Origin of the sequence: Reyranella sp., assembly GCF_965229815.1 — a bacterium.
Taxonomy (GTDB): domain Bacteria; phylum Pseudomonadota; class Alphaproteobacteria; order Reyranellales; family Reyranellaceae; genus Reyranella.
In genome coordinates, this window is the sequence record NZ_CBDDJN010000002.1 from 1,364,810 (window position 1) to 1,381,302 (window position 16,493).

Here is a 16,493-nt window from a genome sequence, read left to right on the forward strand (position 1 = left end):
CGCTAGTGAACTAGGCTGCCGTCGTCTGCTCAAGCGTGACGGCCAGCGCGAGCAGGTCGAGGTCGCGGCCGGGCGGGCCGATCAGCGCCAGCCCGATCGGCGCGCCGTCGACTGTCGCGGCCGGGATGTTGATCTGAGGCTGGCCGCTCAGCCCGGCGATGCAGGTCAGGCGCTGGGCGCGCTGGCGGAAGCTCTCGACCGCCGCGCCGGTCGCGGTGAGGAGCGGCGCCGGGCCGGGCGCGGTCGGCAGGCAGAGCACGCCATCCAGGCCGACCATGTCGCGCACGCGGCGGGTGATGCGGGCTCGGGCTTCGCGGGCCGGCGTCACGTCCTGACCCGACATCTCCTTCGCGAAGGCGAAGCGCTCGCCGATCGCCGGGCCGAATACCGGCTTCGCCTCCTCGATCCACGGCCCCAGGACCGACCAGGTCTCGTTCGCCGACAGCAGCCGGAACTGCACGCGCCACGACTCCAGCCCGTCGTCGGCGATCGTGACGGGAGCCGCGCCGCCGAACCGTCGCTCGACGGCGGCAATGGCCGGGGCGAGCGCGGCGCGGGCCGCCTCGTCCGCCTCGGCCTCGGCATCGAGCCCGCGCATCAGGCGGGCGAGCGGCGGCCGGGCCGGCGCGGGCGGCAGCAGCACCGCGCCGGCCTCGGCGAACAGGCGGGCGTCGCGGGCGAACCAGCCCAGCACGTCGAGGCTCGGCATGAAGGGCACGACGCCGTCGAGCGGCATCAGCCCGTGCGTGGTGCGGATGCCGTAGAGACCGCAATAGCTCGCCGGCACGCGGACCGAGCCGCCCGAATCGGTGCCGAGCGCGAGGTCGCACAGCCGTGCCGACACCGCCGAGGCCGAGCCGCTCGACGAGCCGCCGGGCACACGATCGGGCGCGGCGGCGTTGAGTGGCGTGCCGTAGTGGAAATTGTCGCCGTTCAGGCTGTAGGCCAGCTCGTCGCTGATCGTCTTGCCGACCATCGTGGCGCCGGCCTCGAGCAGCGCCGTCACGCAGGGGGCCGTCGCCGTCGCCGGCCCGTGCGTCTCGAGCCAGCGCGGGTTGCCCGCGCCCGTGACGTGGCCCGCGATGTCGATGAAGTCCTTGACGGCGAAGGTGCGGCCGGCGAGCGGGCCGGTCGCGGCGCCGGCGATGCCGAAGCGGCCGTGCGGGCAGAAGGCGCCGGCCGTGTCCGCGAATTCCCAGGGCGGCGTCATTCGGCAGCTTCCGCCGCAGCGGTGCCGGCGGGCGACATCGGATAGTTCCGCCGCCGCGCCTCGGCGCGGTAGCGCACCGCCAGCCAGCGGTTGAACTGCGCCAGCGTCTCCTCGAGATGGCTGAAGCGGCCGCGCGGCGCGAAGCGCGAGAACTTGGCGCGCTGCATGGCGAGGTTGACCGTCGTGTCCTGCTCGCCGAGCTGGCGCGAGCCCTCCATCATCCGGGCGGCGCGTGCCTTGAAGTCGGGCAGCTCGACGGTGCTGCGCGGCATGCACCAGCCGCCCGCCGTGAACAGGCCGCCGCCGACCTTGAGGGAGGTCGGGCCCTGCGGGAAGACCAGGCCGTAGCACAGCATGTCGGGCATGAAGATGATGTTCATGTTGGGCGGCACCATGCCGAAGCCGACGCGGTTGCGCTGCTTTTCGCTCAGCGTCTCGATGATTGGGAACAGGGCCGGCGCCGCCCAGCCCTTCTCGGTCAGGCTGCCGTCGCGCTCGAGGAACGGCACGTAGCGCACGATCACGTTGTCGTCCGGGCCGCGCCAGGGATCGAACTCGACGCCGGTCGAGGGCGCGAAGTCGTGGATGACCGGATGGACGAACTGCGTGTGGTAGGGCTCGATGTAGTTCTCGAGCAGCATCTTCCAGTTCCACGGCACCGGCTCTTGCGTCACCTCCGGCGCCACGGTGACCATGTTGTCGAGGTCGTAGCCCGCCATGTAGGGCTCGAGCTTGGCGAGCGTCGGCGCCAGGGGCAGGGCCGCCGGATCGAAGTTCACGAAGATGAAGCCGTGCCACAGCTCGACCCTGAGGTTGGGCAGCGACGCTTCGCTCTTCAGCACGTCGAGGCCGGCCGTCTGGCCCATGTGCGGCGCGCCGAGGAACTCGCCGGCAAGGCCGTAGGTCCAGCGGTGATAGGGGCAGGTGAAGGCGCGCGTGTTGCCGGCGCAGTCCTCCTGCAGGGTGTGGCCGCGATGCCGGCAGAGCGCGGACAGCGCGCGGATGACGCCGTCCGTGCCGCGCACCACCAGGATCGGCTCGTCGGCAAGCGTCAGGGCGAGATAGTCGCCGGCATTGGGGATCTGCTGGGCGCGGCCGACGCACAGCCATGACCGCATGTAGACCGCCGCCATCTCGAAGGCGTGGAAGGCCGGCGAGCGATAGGCTTCCGGCGGCAGGACCCGGGCGACCTCGACCGGCCCGTCCGAGGCGTCGAGCCCGTCGAGGACGGCGGCGACGTCGGGATGCGGGATATCGGCAGCGTGTCGGTCGATGCCTGGCATGCGTTGCTCCGTCTGGCGTCCGCCGGTCTGTGCCGACGGGCCCGCCATGCATCCGCCATGCCATGAGTCGCGAAATCCGGTGGGTCCGAACCCCTTGAATCCCGCGCAGGCCCTCCCAAATCGTCGGCCGCCGGGTGTCGACACCGAGCCCGGCCCATTTGTTTCGCATGTTGCTCCATGGAGGACGTGATGATGCAGATCGACCAACTTCGCCCCCGGGCACGGCCGGCGCTGCCGGTGCTCCCGGGAACTGTGAACCCTGAGTTCGTGCGATGGGAGTGCGAGTCGGACCGACCGGCCGCTGCCGCCCACGCGACCCAACCGGACCGCCAGGCGGCGGCCGAGCCCGCCGGCCGGTCCGATTCGCCGCCTTGGCCACGGGTCTTTCCGGGGCTATAGGCGGTCGCCAACAATGACAGGAATGGACGGACGATGAACGGGGACGCGGCGACCGCCGAGACGCATCAATTCCAGGCCGAGGTTGCCGAGCTCCTCAACCTGATGGTCCATTCGGTCTATTCCGAGACCGACGTGTTCCTGCGCGAGCTGGTGTCGAACGCCTCGGATGCGCTCGACAAGGTTCGCTACGAGGCGATCGCCCGGCCCGAGCTGCTGGCGGGTGACGAGAAGCTCGCCATCCGCATCAAGCCCGATGCCGTCGCCAACACGCTCACCATCGCCGACAACGGCATCGGCATGGACCGCCAGGAGCTGGTCGACAATCTCGGCACCGTGGCGCGCTCGGGGACCAAGGCCTTCCTCAAGGGGATCAAGGACGCCAAGGACGGGCTCGGCCTGATCGGCCAGTTCGGCGTCGGCTTCTACGCCGCCTTCATGGTGGCCGACCGGATCGTGGTCACGAGCCGCCGCGCCGGCACCGAGGAGGCCTGGGTCTGGACCTCGTCGGGCGGCGCGGGCTTCGACGTCGCGCCGGCGAGCCCCGAACAGGCCGAGCGCGTGCGCCGCGGCACCGAGATCGTGCTGCACCTGAAGGACGATGCGGCCCGCTACCTGCAGCCGTTCGAGCTGGAGCGCGTGATCCGCACCTATTCGGACCATATCCTGTTCCCCATCGAGCTGGTCGACGACAAGGGCGAGGCCCGCCAGGTCAATGCCGCCAGCGCGCTCTGGCAGCGCGCCAAGTCCGAGGTCACGGCGGAGGACTACACCCAGGCCTATCGCTCGATCGCCAACGCCTTCGACGAGCCGGCCCTCACCCTTCACTACAAGGTCGAGGGTCGGCAGTCCTATGCGGTGCTGCTCTTCGTGCCGACCATGCCGCCCTTCGATCTCGCCGATCCGGGCCGCAAGGGGCGCGTGAAGCTCTATGTCCGCCGCGTCTTCATCACCGACGATGCCGAGCTGCTGCCGGCGTGGCTGCGCTTCGTGCGCGGCGTCGTCGACAGCGAGGACCTGCCGCTCAACCTGTCGCGCGAGATGCTGCAGAACAATCCGCAGGTGAAGCAGATCCGCAGCGGCCTCACCACGCGCGTGCTGGGCGAGCTGGAATCCTGCGCCTCGAAGGACGCCGATGCCTGGCTCAGGATCTGGCACGCCTTCGGGCCGGTGCTGAAGGAGGGGATGTACGAGGATCAGGAGCGCGCGGCCCAGCTGCTCGCCCTGGCGCGCTTCGCCACCACGGCGGGCGACACGTTGCGCTCGCTGAAGGACTATGTCGCCGATCTCAAGCCCGGCCAGAGCGAGATCTACTATCTGGTGGGCGAAAGCGCCGAGCGGCTCAAGGCCAACCCCAAGCTCGAGGCAGCGCGGGCCCGCGGCATCGAGGTGCTGCTGCTCACCGATCCGATCGACGCCTTCTGGACGATGATGCCGCCGGAGTTCGACGGCAAGAAGCTGCGCTCGCTGAGCCAGGGCGACGTCGATTTCGGCGAGGTGCCGCTGGCCGACGGCGGCACCGAGGAGACCAAGGCCACGGGCGAGGACGAGGCCGCCATCCTGAAGACGGTGAAGGAGTCGCTCGGAGAGGCCATCTCGGACGTGCGCGCGTCGCAGCGGCTGACCGACAGCGCCGCCTGCCTGGTGGCGAGCGACCAGGGCCGCGACCGCGAGCTGGAGCGCCTGCTGGCGCGCGCCAACCGCGGCAGCGGCGCCAAGCCGATCCTCGAGCTCAACATGCGCCACGCGCTGGTGAAGGCGGTGGGTGCCGCGCAGGCCGCCGGCCAGGCGGCGGAGGCGGCCGACATCGCCGCGCTGCTGCTCGACCAGGCGCATATCCTCGACGGCGAGATCCCGGCCGATCCGGCGGCCTTCGCACGCCGCCTGAACGCCTTCGTCGTGCGCGGCCTGAAGCCCCCAGCCTGAGATCATCAGCCTGAAGCCATCGGCCTGAAGCCATCGGCCTGACAGGCACGGGTGGCTTGCGCCTTGCATGGCGGCCATGGGAAGCCTGCCGCCATGTCCTCATCCGCTCTCGTCCTCTTCTCCGGCGGGCAGGATTCGACCACCTGCCTGGCCTGGGCCCTGTCGCGCTACGAGCGCGTCGAGACCGTGGGCTTCGCCTACGGCCAGCGCCACGCCGTCGAGATGGACGTGCGCGAGCCGGTGCGGCGGGAGCTCGCCGGCCTGTCGGACGATTGGGGCCGGCGCCTCGGGCCGGATCGCGTCGTGCCGCTCGACGTGCTGGGCGAGGTGAGTGCCAGCGCGCTCACCGCCGACCTGCCGTTCGGCACGCGGCCCGACGGTTTGCCCGCCACCTTCGTGCCGGGCCGCAATCTCGTCTTCCTGACCTTCGCCGCCATCGTCGCCTACCAGCGCGGGCTGAAGCACGTGGTGGCGGGCGTCTGCGAGACCGATTTCTCGGGCTATCCCGACTGCCGCGACGACACGGTGAAGGCGCTGCAGGTCGCCATCAACCTCGGCATGGAGGCGCGGCTCGTGCTCGAGACGCCGCTGATGTGGATCGACAAGGCCGAGACCTGGCAGCTCGCCCAGACGCTCGGCGGGCGGAAGCTGGTCGATCTCATCGTCGCGGAGACGCACACCTGCTACGTCGGCGACCGCGAGCATCGCCACGACTGGGGAGCCGGCTGCGGCACCTGCGACGCCTGCCGGCTGCGGGCCGGCGGCTGGGCACGCTGGCGCGGATCGGCGGCCGGCTCGAACGCTCCCTAGCGTTTGCCGGAAATCGAGAAGGGGATGTCCCCTTCCTGGGTCTTCACGTCGGTCATGGTGCGGACGGCCCAGTGCAGCACATAGCTGCCCGGCTGCAGGGTCGGCGCGCGGGCGAACAGGACATCGGGCGCCGATTCCAGCCGCGGCGTGAGCCGCTCGACCAGCTGGCCGTTCTGCCAGATCGACAGCCGGGAATGGATATGGTCGATCGGCCGATCGAAGCGCACGAAGAACGAGCTTCCGGGCTCGCCGATCACGGCCTGCGCCTTGGGCATGGAATCGAGCACGTTCAGGTCCTGCGCAGAGGCGGGCGCGACGACGGCGAGCAGGGCCAGGAGGCCCGCGAGGAGGGAGCGGGGAAATTGCATTGGCGTTCGATTCCTGTGCAGGAATGATTTCATCAATCCGGCCTAGAGTGAAGCGCGCTCACGCAGGCGCGAAGAAGACGTCCATCAGGCCAGGTCTCCCGTAGATGCCGTACACCCCGCTCGCGAACTCGACCGTGCTCGATGCCTTTGCGTCGGGGCAGTTCAACGACGCGCAGTACCAGGCCGTGCTCGCGGGCAGCAGCAATGCCGGCGCGGTGCTGGCGGACCTGTTCGGGTCTCCGGGCGAGCCGGCCAGCATCAGCGTGGCGACCAGCGGTTTCGTCACGGTCGGGCTGGTGCTCAACCGCGCCAACGATCCGACGGCCCTGCTGTCGAGTTCCTGGGCGACGCGGCAGGCGCAGCTTGCCGACCAGGCGGCGGTCTGGGCGACCTACGGGGCCGACGCGGCGACCTACGGCGCCGTCTACAATGCCGTGAAGTCGGTGGTCGGCGAGGGGGCGCTCTCGCTCGCCACGGCGATGGGCTACGTCTCCAGCGTCGAGGACCGCACGGTCTGGGTGACGCTCACGCCCGGCGAGTTCCAGGCCCTGCTCGGCGTCACGCAGCTCGACATCCGGGAATTCGATGCGCCGGCCTGGACAGGCAATCTCGGGATCAACGACCTGATCCCGGCCGGCGCGATCGGCGGTGTGTGGCTGGAGGCCAACGCCCTGCCGCAGAACCCCATGGTCTTCAATTCGACGCCGGTGCCGGTGTCGGCCGGACCGCTGGGCATCGCCAACGGGGCCGCCCTGAGCAGCAGCGTGATCGCCACGCCGACGGCGATCGCCGACAACTACCGCTTTCCCTTGCCCGCCGACGTCGACACGCCGACGATCGCCCTGATCGAGAGCAACATCACCGGCAGCGGCGGCGAAAGCCTGCGCCTGGCGCTCAACCAGTACCGCGCCGCCATCGGCCTGCCGCCGGTAACGGAAGCCGAGTTCCAGACCGTTCCCGCCGGGGCGCAGGCCAACCAGCTCAACGGCGAGGTGACGCTCGACGTCTCCGTCATCGCCGGCGCCGCGCCCAACAGCACGCAGATCCTCTACGGCATGCAGGAAGCCGGCACGCCGTATCTCGCCTACCAGCGCGCCATCTTCGATGCGGTGAACGATCCCGGCATCCTGTCCTCGTCCTATGGCATCTATGGCCAGCCCACGGCCGCGTCGCCCTTCCAGTGGGCCTTCCAGCAGCTCTTCGTCGACGCCGCCCTGGCCAACGTCTCGGTCCATGTCGCCGCGGGCGACCTGGGCGCGGCGGGCTACCCAACCAACGGTGTCCCGAACGTCATCAGCAGCCAGAGCGCCACCTACGCCCTGCTGGTCGGCGGCACGGCGATCGCCACCCTGTCGACAGCGCTCGAGGATCCGACCCTGGCGTCGCTGGTCTCGCTGGCCCTGGTGGACAATACGGAGATCGTGTTCTCCCTGGTGGCGGCGGGTCTCAAGACCCTGCCGTCGCATCTCGATGCCAGCGCACCCGGTCCGGCCGGCGCCGCCAGCAGCCTCACGACCCTGGTCGAGGCGGTCTGGCAGACGCTGGTCGTGCAGCAGGCGGGCAACCAGCTCGAAGCGCCGTTCGGCAGCAACGAGACCGGGTCCGGCGGCGTCGCGACCTACCTGCCCGTGCCGGCCTACCAGTCGCGCTTCGGGCTCAATCCTACGGGGCCGAGCGGCAGTGGCCGCGGCGCTCCCGACGTCTCGGCCCTGTCGGCCGGCGACTCCTACTACGGGGTTCTCAACGACGCCTATGTCGACGGCCAGAGCGGGGCCTCGCTGCTCACCCTGTCCGGCGGTACCAGCGCCAGCGCGCCGCTGTGGGCGGCGCTGACCGCGCAGTTCAACACCATCTTCGCCGACCAGGGCCTGCCGCGGCTCGGCTTCTACAACGACCTGCTCTACAACGCCGCCGTCGTCGCGCCGGGATCGTTCAACGACATCCTGCTGGGCAACAACGTCAACAGCTACTTCACGACGGACCACGACACCGGCTTCACCAACATGTCGGGCCAGCCGATCGTGCCGACCGGCATGGGCTACGCCGCCGGGCCGGGCTACGACCTCGCCACGGGGCTCGGCACACCCAACGGCCTGCTGCTGGGCCGCGCCCTCACGGCGATCGCCCACGCTCAGGTTTCGTTCAGCAGCAGCCCGGCCCTGCTCGACGACGACGGGAACGGCGGGTGGCAGAGCGGCGCCGACCAGAGCCTGCTGTTCCAGGTCACCTCGCCCGGCGGCGACGCCAGCATCGATGTCAGCATCGGCGCGATCGGCACGCCCTTCTTCAGCGGGGCTTCGGGCAGCTTCGCCTGGACCAGCCGGCTGGCCCAGCAGTCGCTGCAGGCCGATTTCGATCCCGGCCTCGTCACGCTGTTCGACAAGCAGGCCCAGGGCGCCGTGAGCTATTCCGGCGTCGCCCTGGGTCAGGCCGTTGCACTGACGGTCGACGGCGCGTCCGGTCAGGCGCTGCAGGCGAGCTACAGCAATCCCTACGGCTTCGCCGACTTCTTCGCCGGCGGCGATTCCGTGCGCGTCGCCCGCCCGATCGCGATCGCCGAGACGGTGGGCGGGGCCAACGACCAGCTCGCGGTCGTGCGCCTGCGCCAGGGCGGCCAGGATTCGCTCTCCCTGACGCTCTACAAGGTCGACGACCTCGCCGGCTCGATCGACGGGCTGGCGCCCGGCACCGCCGGCTACAATGCCGCGATCGCCGGCCGCGCCTACCAGACCACGGCCGGCGACACGGCCATCGCCGGTCCCGGTTATGGCCAGTACGCCCAGGTCATGCTTCAGAACGTCGATGCCGGCGACATGATCGCCATGAAGCTCACCGACCAGACGACCGGCGCGTTCTTCTTCGCCTTCGCCAATGCCAACGAGACGGTGAACGGCCAGGCCGTCGGCCATCTCTGGAACTACGGGCTGAACACCTGGGGCTGGGAAGACACGTTCGGCGGCGGCGACCGCGACTACAACGACCTCGTCGTGCAGCTCGACTTCACCAGCGCGTCGGGCCACGGCTGGCTGGTCTGATCCGCTGCGGCGGCGCTACAGCCCGGCCAGCACCTTGTCGGGCGTGATGGGCAGGTCGCGGACGCGGTGACCGGTGGCGTGGAACAGGGCGTTGGCGATCGCCGCAGCGGTGCCGACCACGCCGATCTCGCCCAGTCCCTTGATGCCCAGCGGATTGACCTTGTCGTCGCGCTGGTCGACGAAGCTCACCTCGATGGGCGGCACGTCGGCGTGCGCCGGCACATGGTACTCCGCCAGATTGTGGTTCATCGGCCGGCCGAACCGGTGGTCCGTCAGCGTCTCCTCGTGCAGCGCCATGCTCATCCCCCAGACCATGCCGCCCAGTACCTGGCTGCGCGCTGTCAGCGGGTTGAGGATGCGGCCCGCCGCGACCGATCCGACGAGGCGCGTCACGCGGACGATGCCGAGCTCGGCGTCGACGCGCACCTCGGCGAACACGGCGGAGTGCGTGGCGCGGGAATAGCGGCGCATGTCGAGCAGGCCGGGCAGGGTGAGGCCCTCGCTGGTCAGTCGACCGCCGGGCGCCTGGCGCAGGATCTCCTCCAGCGTGACGAAGCGGTTGGAGTCGTGGCGCAGCGCCACGCGGCCGTCGAAGAAGACGAGGGCCTCTGGGCTCGCATCGTCGAGCGCCCGGGCGGCCAGGCGGGCCACCTTGGCCCGCAGCCGCGCGCACTCGGCCGCCACGGCGGATCCCAGCGACGCGGCGTGCATCGAGCCGCCCTCGACGATCGACCAGGGGAGGCTGGAATCGCCCAGATGGACCTCGACGCGAGCGGGTGGGAGGCCGAGCGCCTCGCCGGCGATCTGGGCCATGATCGTGTAGGTTCCGGTCCCGATGTCGGCGCCGGCGCTGCTCACCACCAGTCGATCGGCCGTGAGCTCGACCCGCGCCCGGGTCGGCACCTGGTTGGAATCCCAGATGCCGCTCGCCATCCCCCAGCCGATCAGCTCGTTGTCCTCGCGCATCGATCGCGGCGCGGGCGACCGCCGGGACCAGCCGAAACGGGCGGCGCCGTCGCGGTAGCAGTCGAGCAGGCCCTCGCTGGTGAAGGGCCGGTCGCGGTTGGCCTGGTCGCGGTCGGCATGGTTGCGGACGCGCAGCTCCAGCGGATCGAGGCCGGCTGCGGCGGCGAGCTCGTCCATCGCGCATTCCAGGGCGTAGACGCCGGCCGCGCCGCCGGGCGCGCGCATGTCGAGCGGCGTCGGCACGTCGGTCTTGAACAGCCGGTAGCCGTACTGCGTGCTGGCGCAGGCGTAGAGCTGGGCCGACCAGTTGACGATGTTCTCCTGGTAATCCTCGTACCGCGAGGTGCCGGCTTCGGCCTGGTGACGGATCGCGAGCAGCCGGCCATCGCCATCGGCGGCCAGCGTCACCTGCTGACGCGTCTGCGGCCGCCCGCCGAGCGTGAACATCTGCTGGCGGGTCAGCGCCACGCGCACCGGCCGGCGCAGGAGCCGCGCCGCCAGCACCGCGAGGAAGAGCTGGTACGACGGCCGCAGCGCCGAACCGAAGGCGCCGCCGACATAGGGCGACAGTACGCGCACCTTGCGCGAGGGCAGGCCGAACACCCAGGCGACCCAGGTCCGCACGTTGCGCACGCCCTGGGTCTTGTCGTGAATGGTGAGCCCGCCGTCGGGATCGCAGACCACGGTCGTGGCGTGGGTTTCCAGCGGATTGTGATGGGACACCGGCACGCGATACTCGGCGGCGATCCGGACGGCGGCGCGGGCGAGGGCGGCCTCGACATCGCCGCGCGGCCTGGCCGGCGGCGGGATCATCATCCGCCGGCGCGGCGGCTCGTAGGCGGATACGGCTGCGCGCTCGGCATCGGTCTCGTGCGGCGCCGCTTCGTAGGAAACCTCGACCAGGCCGGCAGCATGTCGCGCCGTCTCGAGGTCCTGCGCCACGACCAGCGCCACGGGCTGGCCGTTGAAATGGATCTCGGCATCGCGCAGGGGCTGCAGCGGGCGGCCGGGCGGCGCCGTCTGGTCCTTGTAGACCAGCGACAGGCGCGCGGTGCGCGGCCGGTTGAGATGGGTCAGCACCGCGACCACGCCCGGCACGGCGCGCGCCGCCCGGTCGTCGATGGCGGCGATGCGGCCGCGCGCCACCGTGCTCGACACGACGACGCCGTGCAGCAGTCCGGGCGCGCCGACATCGGCGGCGTAGGCTGCCCGGCCGGTGAGCTTGGCGGGCCCGTCGATCCGCGGCAGGGCGGTGCCGGGACCGCTCATCACGCGATCCTCTTGTCGCTCTGCGACTGCGGCGTCGCCGCCGCGGCCTGGCCGAGGGCGCGCACGATGGCGCGGCGTGCCATGTCGACCTTGAAGCCGTTGTGGGCGAGCGGACGGGCGCCCTCCAGCAGCGCGTCGGCAGCGGCGGCAAAGCGGTCGCGTGCGGGACGATGGCCTTCGAGCAGGGCCTCAGCCGCCGGCACGCGCCATGGGCGCGGCGCTACGCCGCCGAGCGCGATCCGCGCCACCATCACCGTGTCGCCCTCCATCGCCAGGCCGACCGCCACCGATACCAGGGCGAAGGCGAAGGACAACCGGTCGCGCAGCTTGAGATAGGTGTAGTGGCGCGGGAAGAGCGGCGGCGGCAGCTCGACGGCCAGCACGAGCTCGCCGGGCTCGAGCATCGTGTCGCGCTCCGGCCGGTCGCCCGGCAGGCGATGAAAATCGGTGAGCGGGATGAGCCGCTCGCCGGCCGGTCCGGCGACGCGCACCTCCGCCCCGAGCGCGGCCAGTGCGACGCACAGGTCCGACGGATGGACGGCGACGCAGTGCTCGCTCGCCCCCAGGATGGCGTGAGCGCGGTTCAGGCCCTCGCGCGCCGCGCAGCCGCTGCCGGGCGCGCGCTTGTTGCACGGCGTGGCCGGGTCGTAGAAGTAGAGGCAGCGCGTGCGCTGGAGCAGGTTGCCGCCGGTCGTCGCCATGTTGCGGATCTGCGGCGAGGCACCGGCCAGCAGCGCGCTCGACATCAGCGGATAGCGGGCCTCGATCAGCGGATGCCAGGCGAGCCGGCTGTTGGGCACCAGGGCGCCGATCGACAGGCCGCCGTCTGGCCGCTCCACGATGCGATCGAGCGGCAGCCGGGTGATGTCGACCAGGCGCCGCGGCCGGGCGACCTTCTCCTTCATGAGGTCGAGCAGGTTGGTGCCGCCGGCGATGTAGCTGGTCCCGGGATCGCCGCCCGCCGCGACGATGGCGTCCGCGACGTCGGTCGCCCGCACGTACTGGAACGGGGTCATTGCGGCTTCGCGTCCATGCCCATCGTCTCGGCGATGGCGTCCACGATGTTGGGATAGGCGCAGCAGCGGCAGATGTTGCCGCTCATCAGCTCGCGGATGTCGTCGCGCGTGGCGGCTCGTCCTTCGGCGATCAGGCCGAGCGCCGAGCAGATCTGGCCCGGCGTGCAGTAGCCGCACTGGAAGGCGTCGTGGCGGTGGAAGGCCTGCTGCAGCGGATGCAGGGCGTCGCCGCCCGACACGCCCTCGATGGTGGTGATGGAGGCTCCGTCCTTCATGACGGCGAGCGTCAGGCAGGCGTTGATGCGCTGGCCGTCCACCAGGACCGTGCAGGCGCCGCACTGGCCGTGGTCGCATCCTTTCTTGGTGCCGCACAGGCCGAGCCGTTCGCGCAGGGCGTCGAGCAATGTCACCCAGGGCTGCAACCGCAGGCGATGCTCGCTGCCATTCACCGTGAGGCGGATCTCGATCGCGTCGGGGTCGGGCATGCGGAGCTCCGGCGAGGGATGGGAGCGCATCCTACGGGATTCGGCGCCGGTCGCTAATGCCGCCGGTGTCCGCTCACGCGGTCGCGACCTCGAGGACGGTCTTGCCGATGCCGCCGCCCGCCAGCGCATAGGCGAGCGCGGGGCCCGCCTCCGCCAGGCCGAAGACGCGGCCGACAGGCGGGACCAGCGTGCCCTTGCCCACCCAGTCCAGCAGCTCGTCCAGCTCGGCGCGGGCCTTGCCGCCTTCGAAGACCGCGGCGAACTGGCGATAGTCGACGCCGACCAGGGACGCGCCCTTCAGCAGGGGCAGGTTGACGGGCAGTGCCGGAATGGCGCCGGCCGCGAAACCGATGACGAGATGCCGGCCGCCCCAGCGCAGGGAGCGGAACGCGGGCTGCATCAGCGGGCCGCTCACCGGATCGAAGACGACGTCGAGGCCGTCGGGTGCAATGGCTTTCAGCCGGTCGCGCCAGCCGTCGGGCTCGCGGTCGAGCACGGCATCGGCGCCGGCCCGGGTCGCGGCCGCCCGCTTGGGGACCGTCGACGCCACCGCGACGACGCGGGCGCCGAGCCGCTTGCCGACCTGGACGGCCGCCAGGCCGGTGCCGCCCGCGGCGCCGATCACCAGCAGCGTCTCGCCCGCCGCCAGGCGCGCGCGGTCGCGCAGCGCATGAAGCGCCGTCACGTAGTTGATGCGGAAGCCGGCACCCTGGAGCATGGACATGGCGGGCGGCAGCCGGTGCAGCGACTCCGCCGGGGCAATGGCGTAGTCGGCGAACCCGCCGTGCACCGTGGCGAGCACGCGGTCACCGATGGCAGGGCCGGCCACGTCGCTGCCCAGCGCGTCGATCCAGCCCGCCGCCTCGCCGCCCGGGACATGCGGCAGCGCCGGCTTCACCTGATAGCGGCCGAGCGCCACCAGCGCGTCGACATAGCCGATGCCGCAGGCCGCCACCCTGATCCGCACCTCGCCCGCGCCCGGCTCGGGAAGCGGGCGTTCGACCAGGCGGTAGCGGTCGAAGGAGTCGAGCGCCTCGCCTTCGACGACCCTCATCGCTTGAGCCGGATGACGGCGGCGGTCGGCGGCATCATCCGGTCGACCGCGTCCACGAGCTGGGCCTGCGTGAACGGCTTGGCCACGACGTCGGCCTTGGCGAAAGCCGCCGGCAGGCCCTCGCGGCCATAGCCGCTGATGAACAGGAACGGTACCTGGCGGCGCGCCGCGGCGGCGGCGACCGAGTCGACCGGCCGGCCGTGCAGGTTGCCGTCCAGGATGACCAGGTCGTAGCTGCCCTCGTCGATCATCTGCAGGGCCTGCTCGACGGTCGATGCCGTCGCGGTCTCCTCGGCCCCGCCATCCTCCAGGCAAGCCGTCACGAACATCGCCACCATCGGTTCGTCCTCGACCACCAGGAACCGGCGTCCGCTCAGGGGCTGCGCCGGTCGTGCCGCCGCCGTGGTTGCCGGACGCGCCGCCTCGGCGACCGGCCGGTCGAAGCCCGCGGCGTCGGGCGCGGAGGGCAGCCTGAGCGCGATTTCCCAGACGATGCCGTCGGCGCGATAGGAAGCCGTCGCGGCTCCGCCTTCGGACTTGGCGCTCTCCTCGATCAGGGTGGTGCCGAAGCCGCGGCTCGACGGCGCCTTGACCGCGGGACCGCCGCGCTCCTCCCACACGAGCTGGAGCCTGCGGTCGTTGATCGTCCAGCTCAGCAGGATGCGGCCGGCGGGCGAGACCAGGGCGCCGTACTTGCGGGCATTGGTGCCGAGCTCGTGCAGGATCAGGGCGAGGTGCAGCGCCATCTGCGGCGCGAGGTCCACCTTCGGCCCGGAGATGCTGAGGCGGCTGTCCTCCGTAGGCCCGAGCCGGAGCTGGTCGCGCGCCAGCTCGGCGAGGTCGGCGCCGCGCCAGCTCGTGTTGCTCAGCATCGAATGCGCCTGTGCCACCGACTGCAGGCGGCCGGTGAAGGCGGTCGCGAAGTCCGACGGGTTGGCGGCCAGCCGCAGGGTCTGCACGGCGATCGCCTGCACGACAGCCAGCGTGTTCTTCACCCGATGGTTCAGCTCGGCGATCAGCAGCCGCTGCGTCTCCTCGGCGCGCCGCCGCTCGGTGATGTCGAGGATCTCGGCGTTGACCGAGACCAGCTCGCCCGTGGGCGACAGGAGCGCCGAGCAGTACCATTCGCAGTCGATCGCGGCACCGTCCTTGCGCCGGTTGCGCCAGGCCCGCATGCCGCGGGACTGCTCGCCCTTCAGCATCGTGGCGCTCTCGGCGGCGAAGTCGCGGGCCTCACCCTCGGCCATCAGCAGCTCGGTCACCTGGCGGCCGATCGCCTCGCCGGCGCTCCAGCCGAACAGCCGCTCGGCTCCCTTGGACCATGAGTTCAGCCGGAACGAGGCGTCGAACTCCAGGATGGCGAGGGGGGAATTGTCGCGATGCGATTCGATCCGGTGGAGCGCCGTCGTGAGGTTGTCGGCGGCGACGCGCAGCTCGTCGCGCTGGCGGGCGACCTCCTCGCGGTGCTGGTAGAGCTCGAAGAAGATCTTGGCCTTGTTGCTCAGGACCTGGGGATCGACCGGCTTCATCAGGTAGTCGATGGCGCCCGATTCGTAGCCGCGGAAGCGCCGGCGATCGTCGTTGGCGACGCCGGTCAGGAAGATGATGGGGACGCGGCGCGTGCGCTCGGTGCCGCGCATCAGCTCGGCCAGCTCGAAACCGTCCATGCCGGTCATGTGCACGTCGAGCAGCGCCAAGGCGAAGTCGTGCTGCAGCAGCAGCTCCAGCGCCTCGGTGCCCGACCGGGCCTTGTGGATCTCCAGCCCGTCGCGGCGCAGCAGCGCCTCGAGGGCGAGCAGATTGTCGACGCTGTCGTCGACCAGCAGGAACTTGACCGCGTCAGCCGGCATGGGCGACGTCCTCCCTAACAGGCGCCAGGGACCGGCGGTAGATGCGCTCGGCGTCGGCGAACGGCACGAAATTGTCGGCGTGGGCCGAGAAGCGCAGGGTCTCGGTGCTGCCGAGGCCGAGGAAGCCGCCATGCACCAGCGATTCCCCGAACAGGCGGATGGCGCGGTCCTGCAGGTGCCGGTCGAAGTAGATCAGCACGTTGCGGCAGGACACGAGATGGACCTCGGAGAAGACCTCGTCCGACGCGAGGCTGTGCTCCGAGAACACGGTGCGGGCCCGCAGGCTCTTGTCGAACACGGCCGCGCCGTAGGCCGCGGTGTAATATTCCGACAGCGACGAGCGGCCGCCGGAGGCGCGATGGTTCTCGGTGAACTGCGCGATGCGGTCGAGCTCGTAGATGCCCGCCTCGGCGCGCTGGCGCGCCGCCGGGCTGATGTCGGTGGCGTAGAAGATCGTGCGCCGCTCGAGCTCTTCCTCGCGGAACAGGATCGCCAGCGAGTAGAGCTCCTCGCCGTTGGCGCAGCCCGCCACCCAGACCTTCAGGGAAGGATAGGTGCGGAGGTGCGGCACGACGTGCTCGCGCAGCGCCCGGTAGTAGCCGGGATCGCGGAACATCTCGCTCACCTGGATGGTAAGGAAGCCGATCAGCTGCGGCAGGACCGTCGGGTCGTGCAGCAGCCGGTCCTGGAGCGACGACAGGGTCGGGCAGCCCAGCTTCTCCTGGGCGTGGCGCAGACGCCGCCGGACCGAATTCGCGGAATAGCCGCGGAAATCGTAGTGATAGCGGCGGTGCAGCGCCTCGAGCAGCAGCGCCATCTCGATGT

Annotated in this window: 12 protein-coding genes; 3 read left to right on the top strand and 9 right to left on the bottom strand. The window is 71.0% G+C overall.

Features of this window, described 5'->3' with window-relative positions; genetic code table 11:
* Positions 1-10 precede the first annotated feature (10 nt).
* Positions 11-1,210 carry an amidase gene (locus tag ACO073_RS06995; RefSeq protein WP_421996436.1) on the bottom strand — a complete coding sequence of 400 codons (1,200 nt, stop codon included), beginning with the start codon at positions 1,208-1,210 and terminating at the stop codon, positions 11-13.
* Positions 1,207-2,493, bottom strand: coding sequence for an aromatic ring-hydroxylating oxygenase subunit alpha (locus ACO073_RS07000; RefSeq protein WP_421996437.1), 1,287 nt, complete (start codon positions 2,491-2,493; stop codon positions 1,207-1,209). Before ACO073_RS07000 ends, ACO073_RS06995 begins: the two co-directional genes overlap by 4 nt.
* A gap of 432 nt (positions 2,494-2,925) precedes the next feature.
* On the opposite strand from ACO073_RS07000, the gene htpG reads away from it, so the two are divergent.
* Positions 2,926-4,815 (top strand): molecular chaperone HtpG, encoded by a 1,890-nt coding sequence (gene htpG, locus ACO073_RS07005; RefSeq protein WP_421996438.1) that lies wholly within the window; start codon positions 2,926-2,928, stop codon positions 4,813-4,815.
* A gap of 93 nt (positions 4,816-4,908) precedes the next feature.
* Positions 4,909-5,625, top strand: a complete 717-nt coding sequence (queC, locus tag ACO073_RS07010; protein WP_421996439.1) for a 7-cyano-7-deazaguanine synthase QueC — start codon at positions 4,909-4,911, stop codon at positions 5,623-5,625.
* Here queC and ACO073_RS07015 read toward each other — a convergent pair.
* Entirely contained in the window at positions 5,622-5,993 is a 372-nt protein-coding gene (locus ACO073_RS07015) for a copper resistance protein CopC (RefSeq protein WP_421996440.1), read from the bottom strand. The two genes, queC and ACO073_RS07015, sit on opposite strands and share 4 nt — an antisense overlap.
* Before the next feature lie 104 nt (positions 5,994-6,097).
* On the opposite strand from ACO073_RS07015, the gene ACO073_RS07020 reads away from it, so the two are divergent.
* Positions 6,098-9,028: a DUF4114 domain-containing protein gene (locus ACO073_RS07020; protein ID WP_421996441.1), complete on the top strand. Its 2,931-nt coding sequence runs from the start codon at positions 6,098-6,100 to the stop codon at positions 9,026-9,028.
* Between the two features lie 15 nt (positions 9,029-9,043).
* Here ACO073_RS07020 and ACO073_RS07025 read toward each other — a convergent pair whose 3' ends face one another.
* Genes ACO073_RS07025 through ACO073_RS07050 form a run of 6 tightly spaced genes read right to left on the bottom strand, consistent with a single transcriptional unit; the run spans position 9,044 to position 16,485 of the window.
* Entirely contained in the window at positions 9,044-11,263 is a 2,220-nt protein-coding gene (locus ACO073_RS07025; RefSeq protein ID WP_421996442.1) for a xanthine dehydrogenase family protein molybdopterin-binding subunit, read from the bottom strand.
* A complete protein-coding gene (locus ACO073_RS07030; RefSeq protein ID WP_421996443.1) occupies positions 11,263-12,279 on the bottom strand; it encodes an FAD binding domain-containing protein in 1,017 nt (338 codons plus the stop codon). The genes ACO073_RS07025 and ACO073_RS07030 overlap by 1 nt, the downstream gene beginning before the upstream one ends.
* Positions 12,276-12,794: a (2Fe-2S)-binding protein gene (locus ACO073_RS07035; RefSeq protein ID WP_421996444.1), complete on the bottom strand. Its 519-nt coding sequence runs from the start codon at positions 12,792-12,794 to the stop codon at positions 12,276-12,278. Before ACO073_RS07035 ends, ACO073_RS07030 begins: the two co-directional genes overlap by 4 nt.
* 43 nt (positions 12,795-12,837) lie before the next feature.
* On the bottom strand, positions 12,838-13,818 hold the full coding sequence (locus ACO073_RS07040; RefSeq protein WP_421996445.1) for an NADPH:quinone oxidoreductase family protein: 981 nt from the start codon (positions 13,816-13,818) through the stop codon (positions 12,838-12,840).
* Complete coding sequence (locus ACO073_RS07045) at positions 13,815-15,668, bottom strand: response regulator (RefSeq protein ID WP_421996446.1); 1,854 nt, start codon at positions 15,666-15,668, stop codon at positions 13,815-13,817. Before ACO073_RS07045 ends, ACO073_RS07040 begins: the two co-directional genes overlap by 4 nt.
* Positions 15,658-16,485 (bottom strand): CheR family methyltransferase, encoded by an 828-nt coding sequence (locus ACO073_RS07050; protein WP_421997407.1) that lies wholly within the window; start codon positions 16,483-16,485, stop codon positions 15,658-15,660. Before ACO073_RS07050 ends, ACO073_RS07045 begins: the two co-directional genes overlap by 11 nt.
* Positions 16,486-16,493 lie beyond the last annotated feature (8 nt).

Bases quoted from the DNA above. Each gene is read 5' to 3' on its own strand.
- ACO073_RS06995 (WP_421996436.1), bottom strand. From the start codon at position 1,210: ATGACGCCGCCCTGGGAATTCGCGGACACGGCCGGCGCCTTCTGCCCG.
- ACO073_RS07000 (WP_421996437.1), bottom strand. From the start codon at position 2,493: ATGCCAGGCATCGACCGACACGCTGCCGATATCCCGCATCCCGACGTC.
- htpG (WP_421996438.1), top strand. From the start codon at position 2,926: ATGAACGGGGACGCGGCGACCGCCGAGACGCATCAATTCCAGGCCGAG.
- queC (WP_421996439.1), top strand. From the start codon at position 4,909: ATGTCCTCATCCGCTCTCGTCCTCTTCTCCGGCGGGCAGGATTCGACC.
- ACO073_RS07015 (WP_421996440.1), bottom strand. From the start codon at position 5,993: ATGCAATTTCCCCGCTCCCTCCTCGCGGGCCTCCTGGCCCTGCTCGCC.
- ACO073_RS07020 (WP_421996441.1), top strand. From the start codon at position 6,098: ATGCCGTACACCCCGCTCGCGAACTCGACCGTGCTCGATGCCTTTGCG.
- ACO073_RS07025 (WP_421996442.1), bottom strand. From the start codon at position 11,263: ATGAGCGGTCCCGGCACCGCCCTGCCGCGGATCGACGGGCCCGCCAAG.
- ACO073_RS07030 (WP_421996443.1), bottom strand. From the start codon at position 12,279: ATGACCCCGTTCCAGTACGTGCGGGCGACCGACGTCGCGGACGCCATC.
- ACO073_RS07035 (WP_421996444.1), bottom strand. From the start codon at position 12,794: ATGCGCTCCCATCCCTCGCCGGAGCTCCGCATGCCCGACCCCGACGCG.
- ACO073_RS07040 (WP_421996445.1), bottom strand. From the start codon at position 13,818: ATGAGGGTCGTCGAAGGCGAGGCGCTCGACTCCTTCGACCGCTACCGC.
- ACO073_RS07045 (WP_421996446.1), bottom strand. From the start codon at position 15,668: ATGCCGGCTGACGCGGTCAAGTTCCTGCTGGTCGACGACAGCGTCGAC.
- ACO073_RS07050 (WP_421997407.1), bottom strand. From the start codon at position 16,485: ATGGCGCTGCTGCTCGAGGCGCTGCACCGCCGCTATCACTACGATTTC.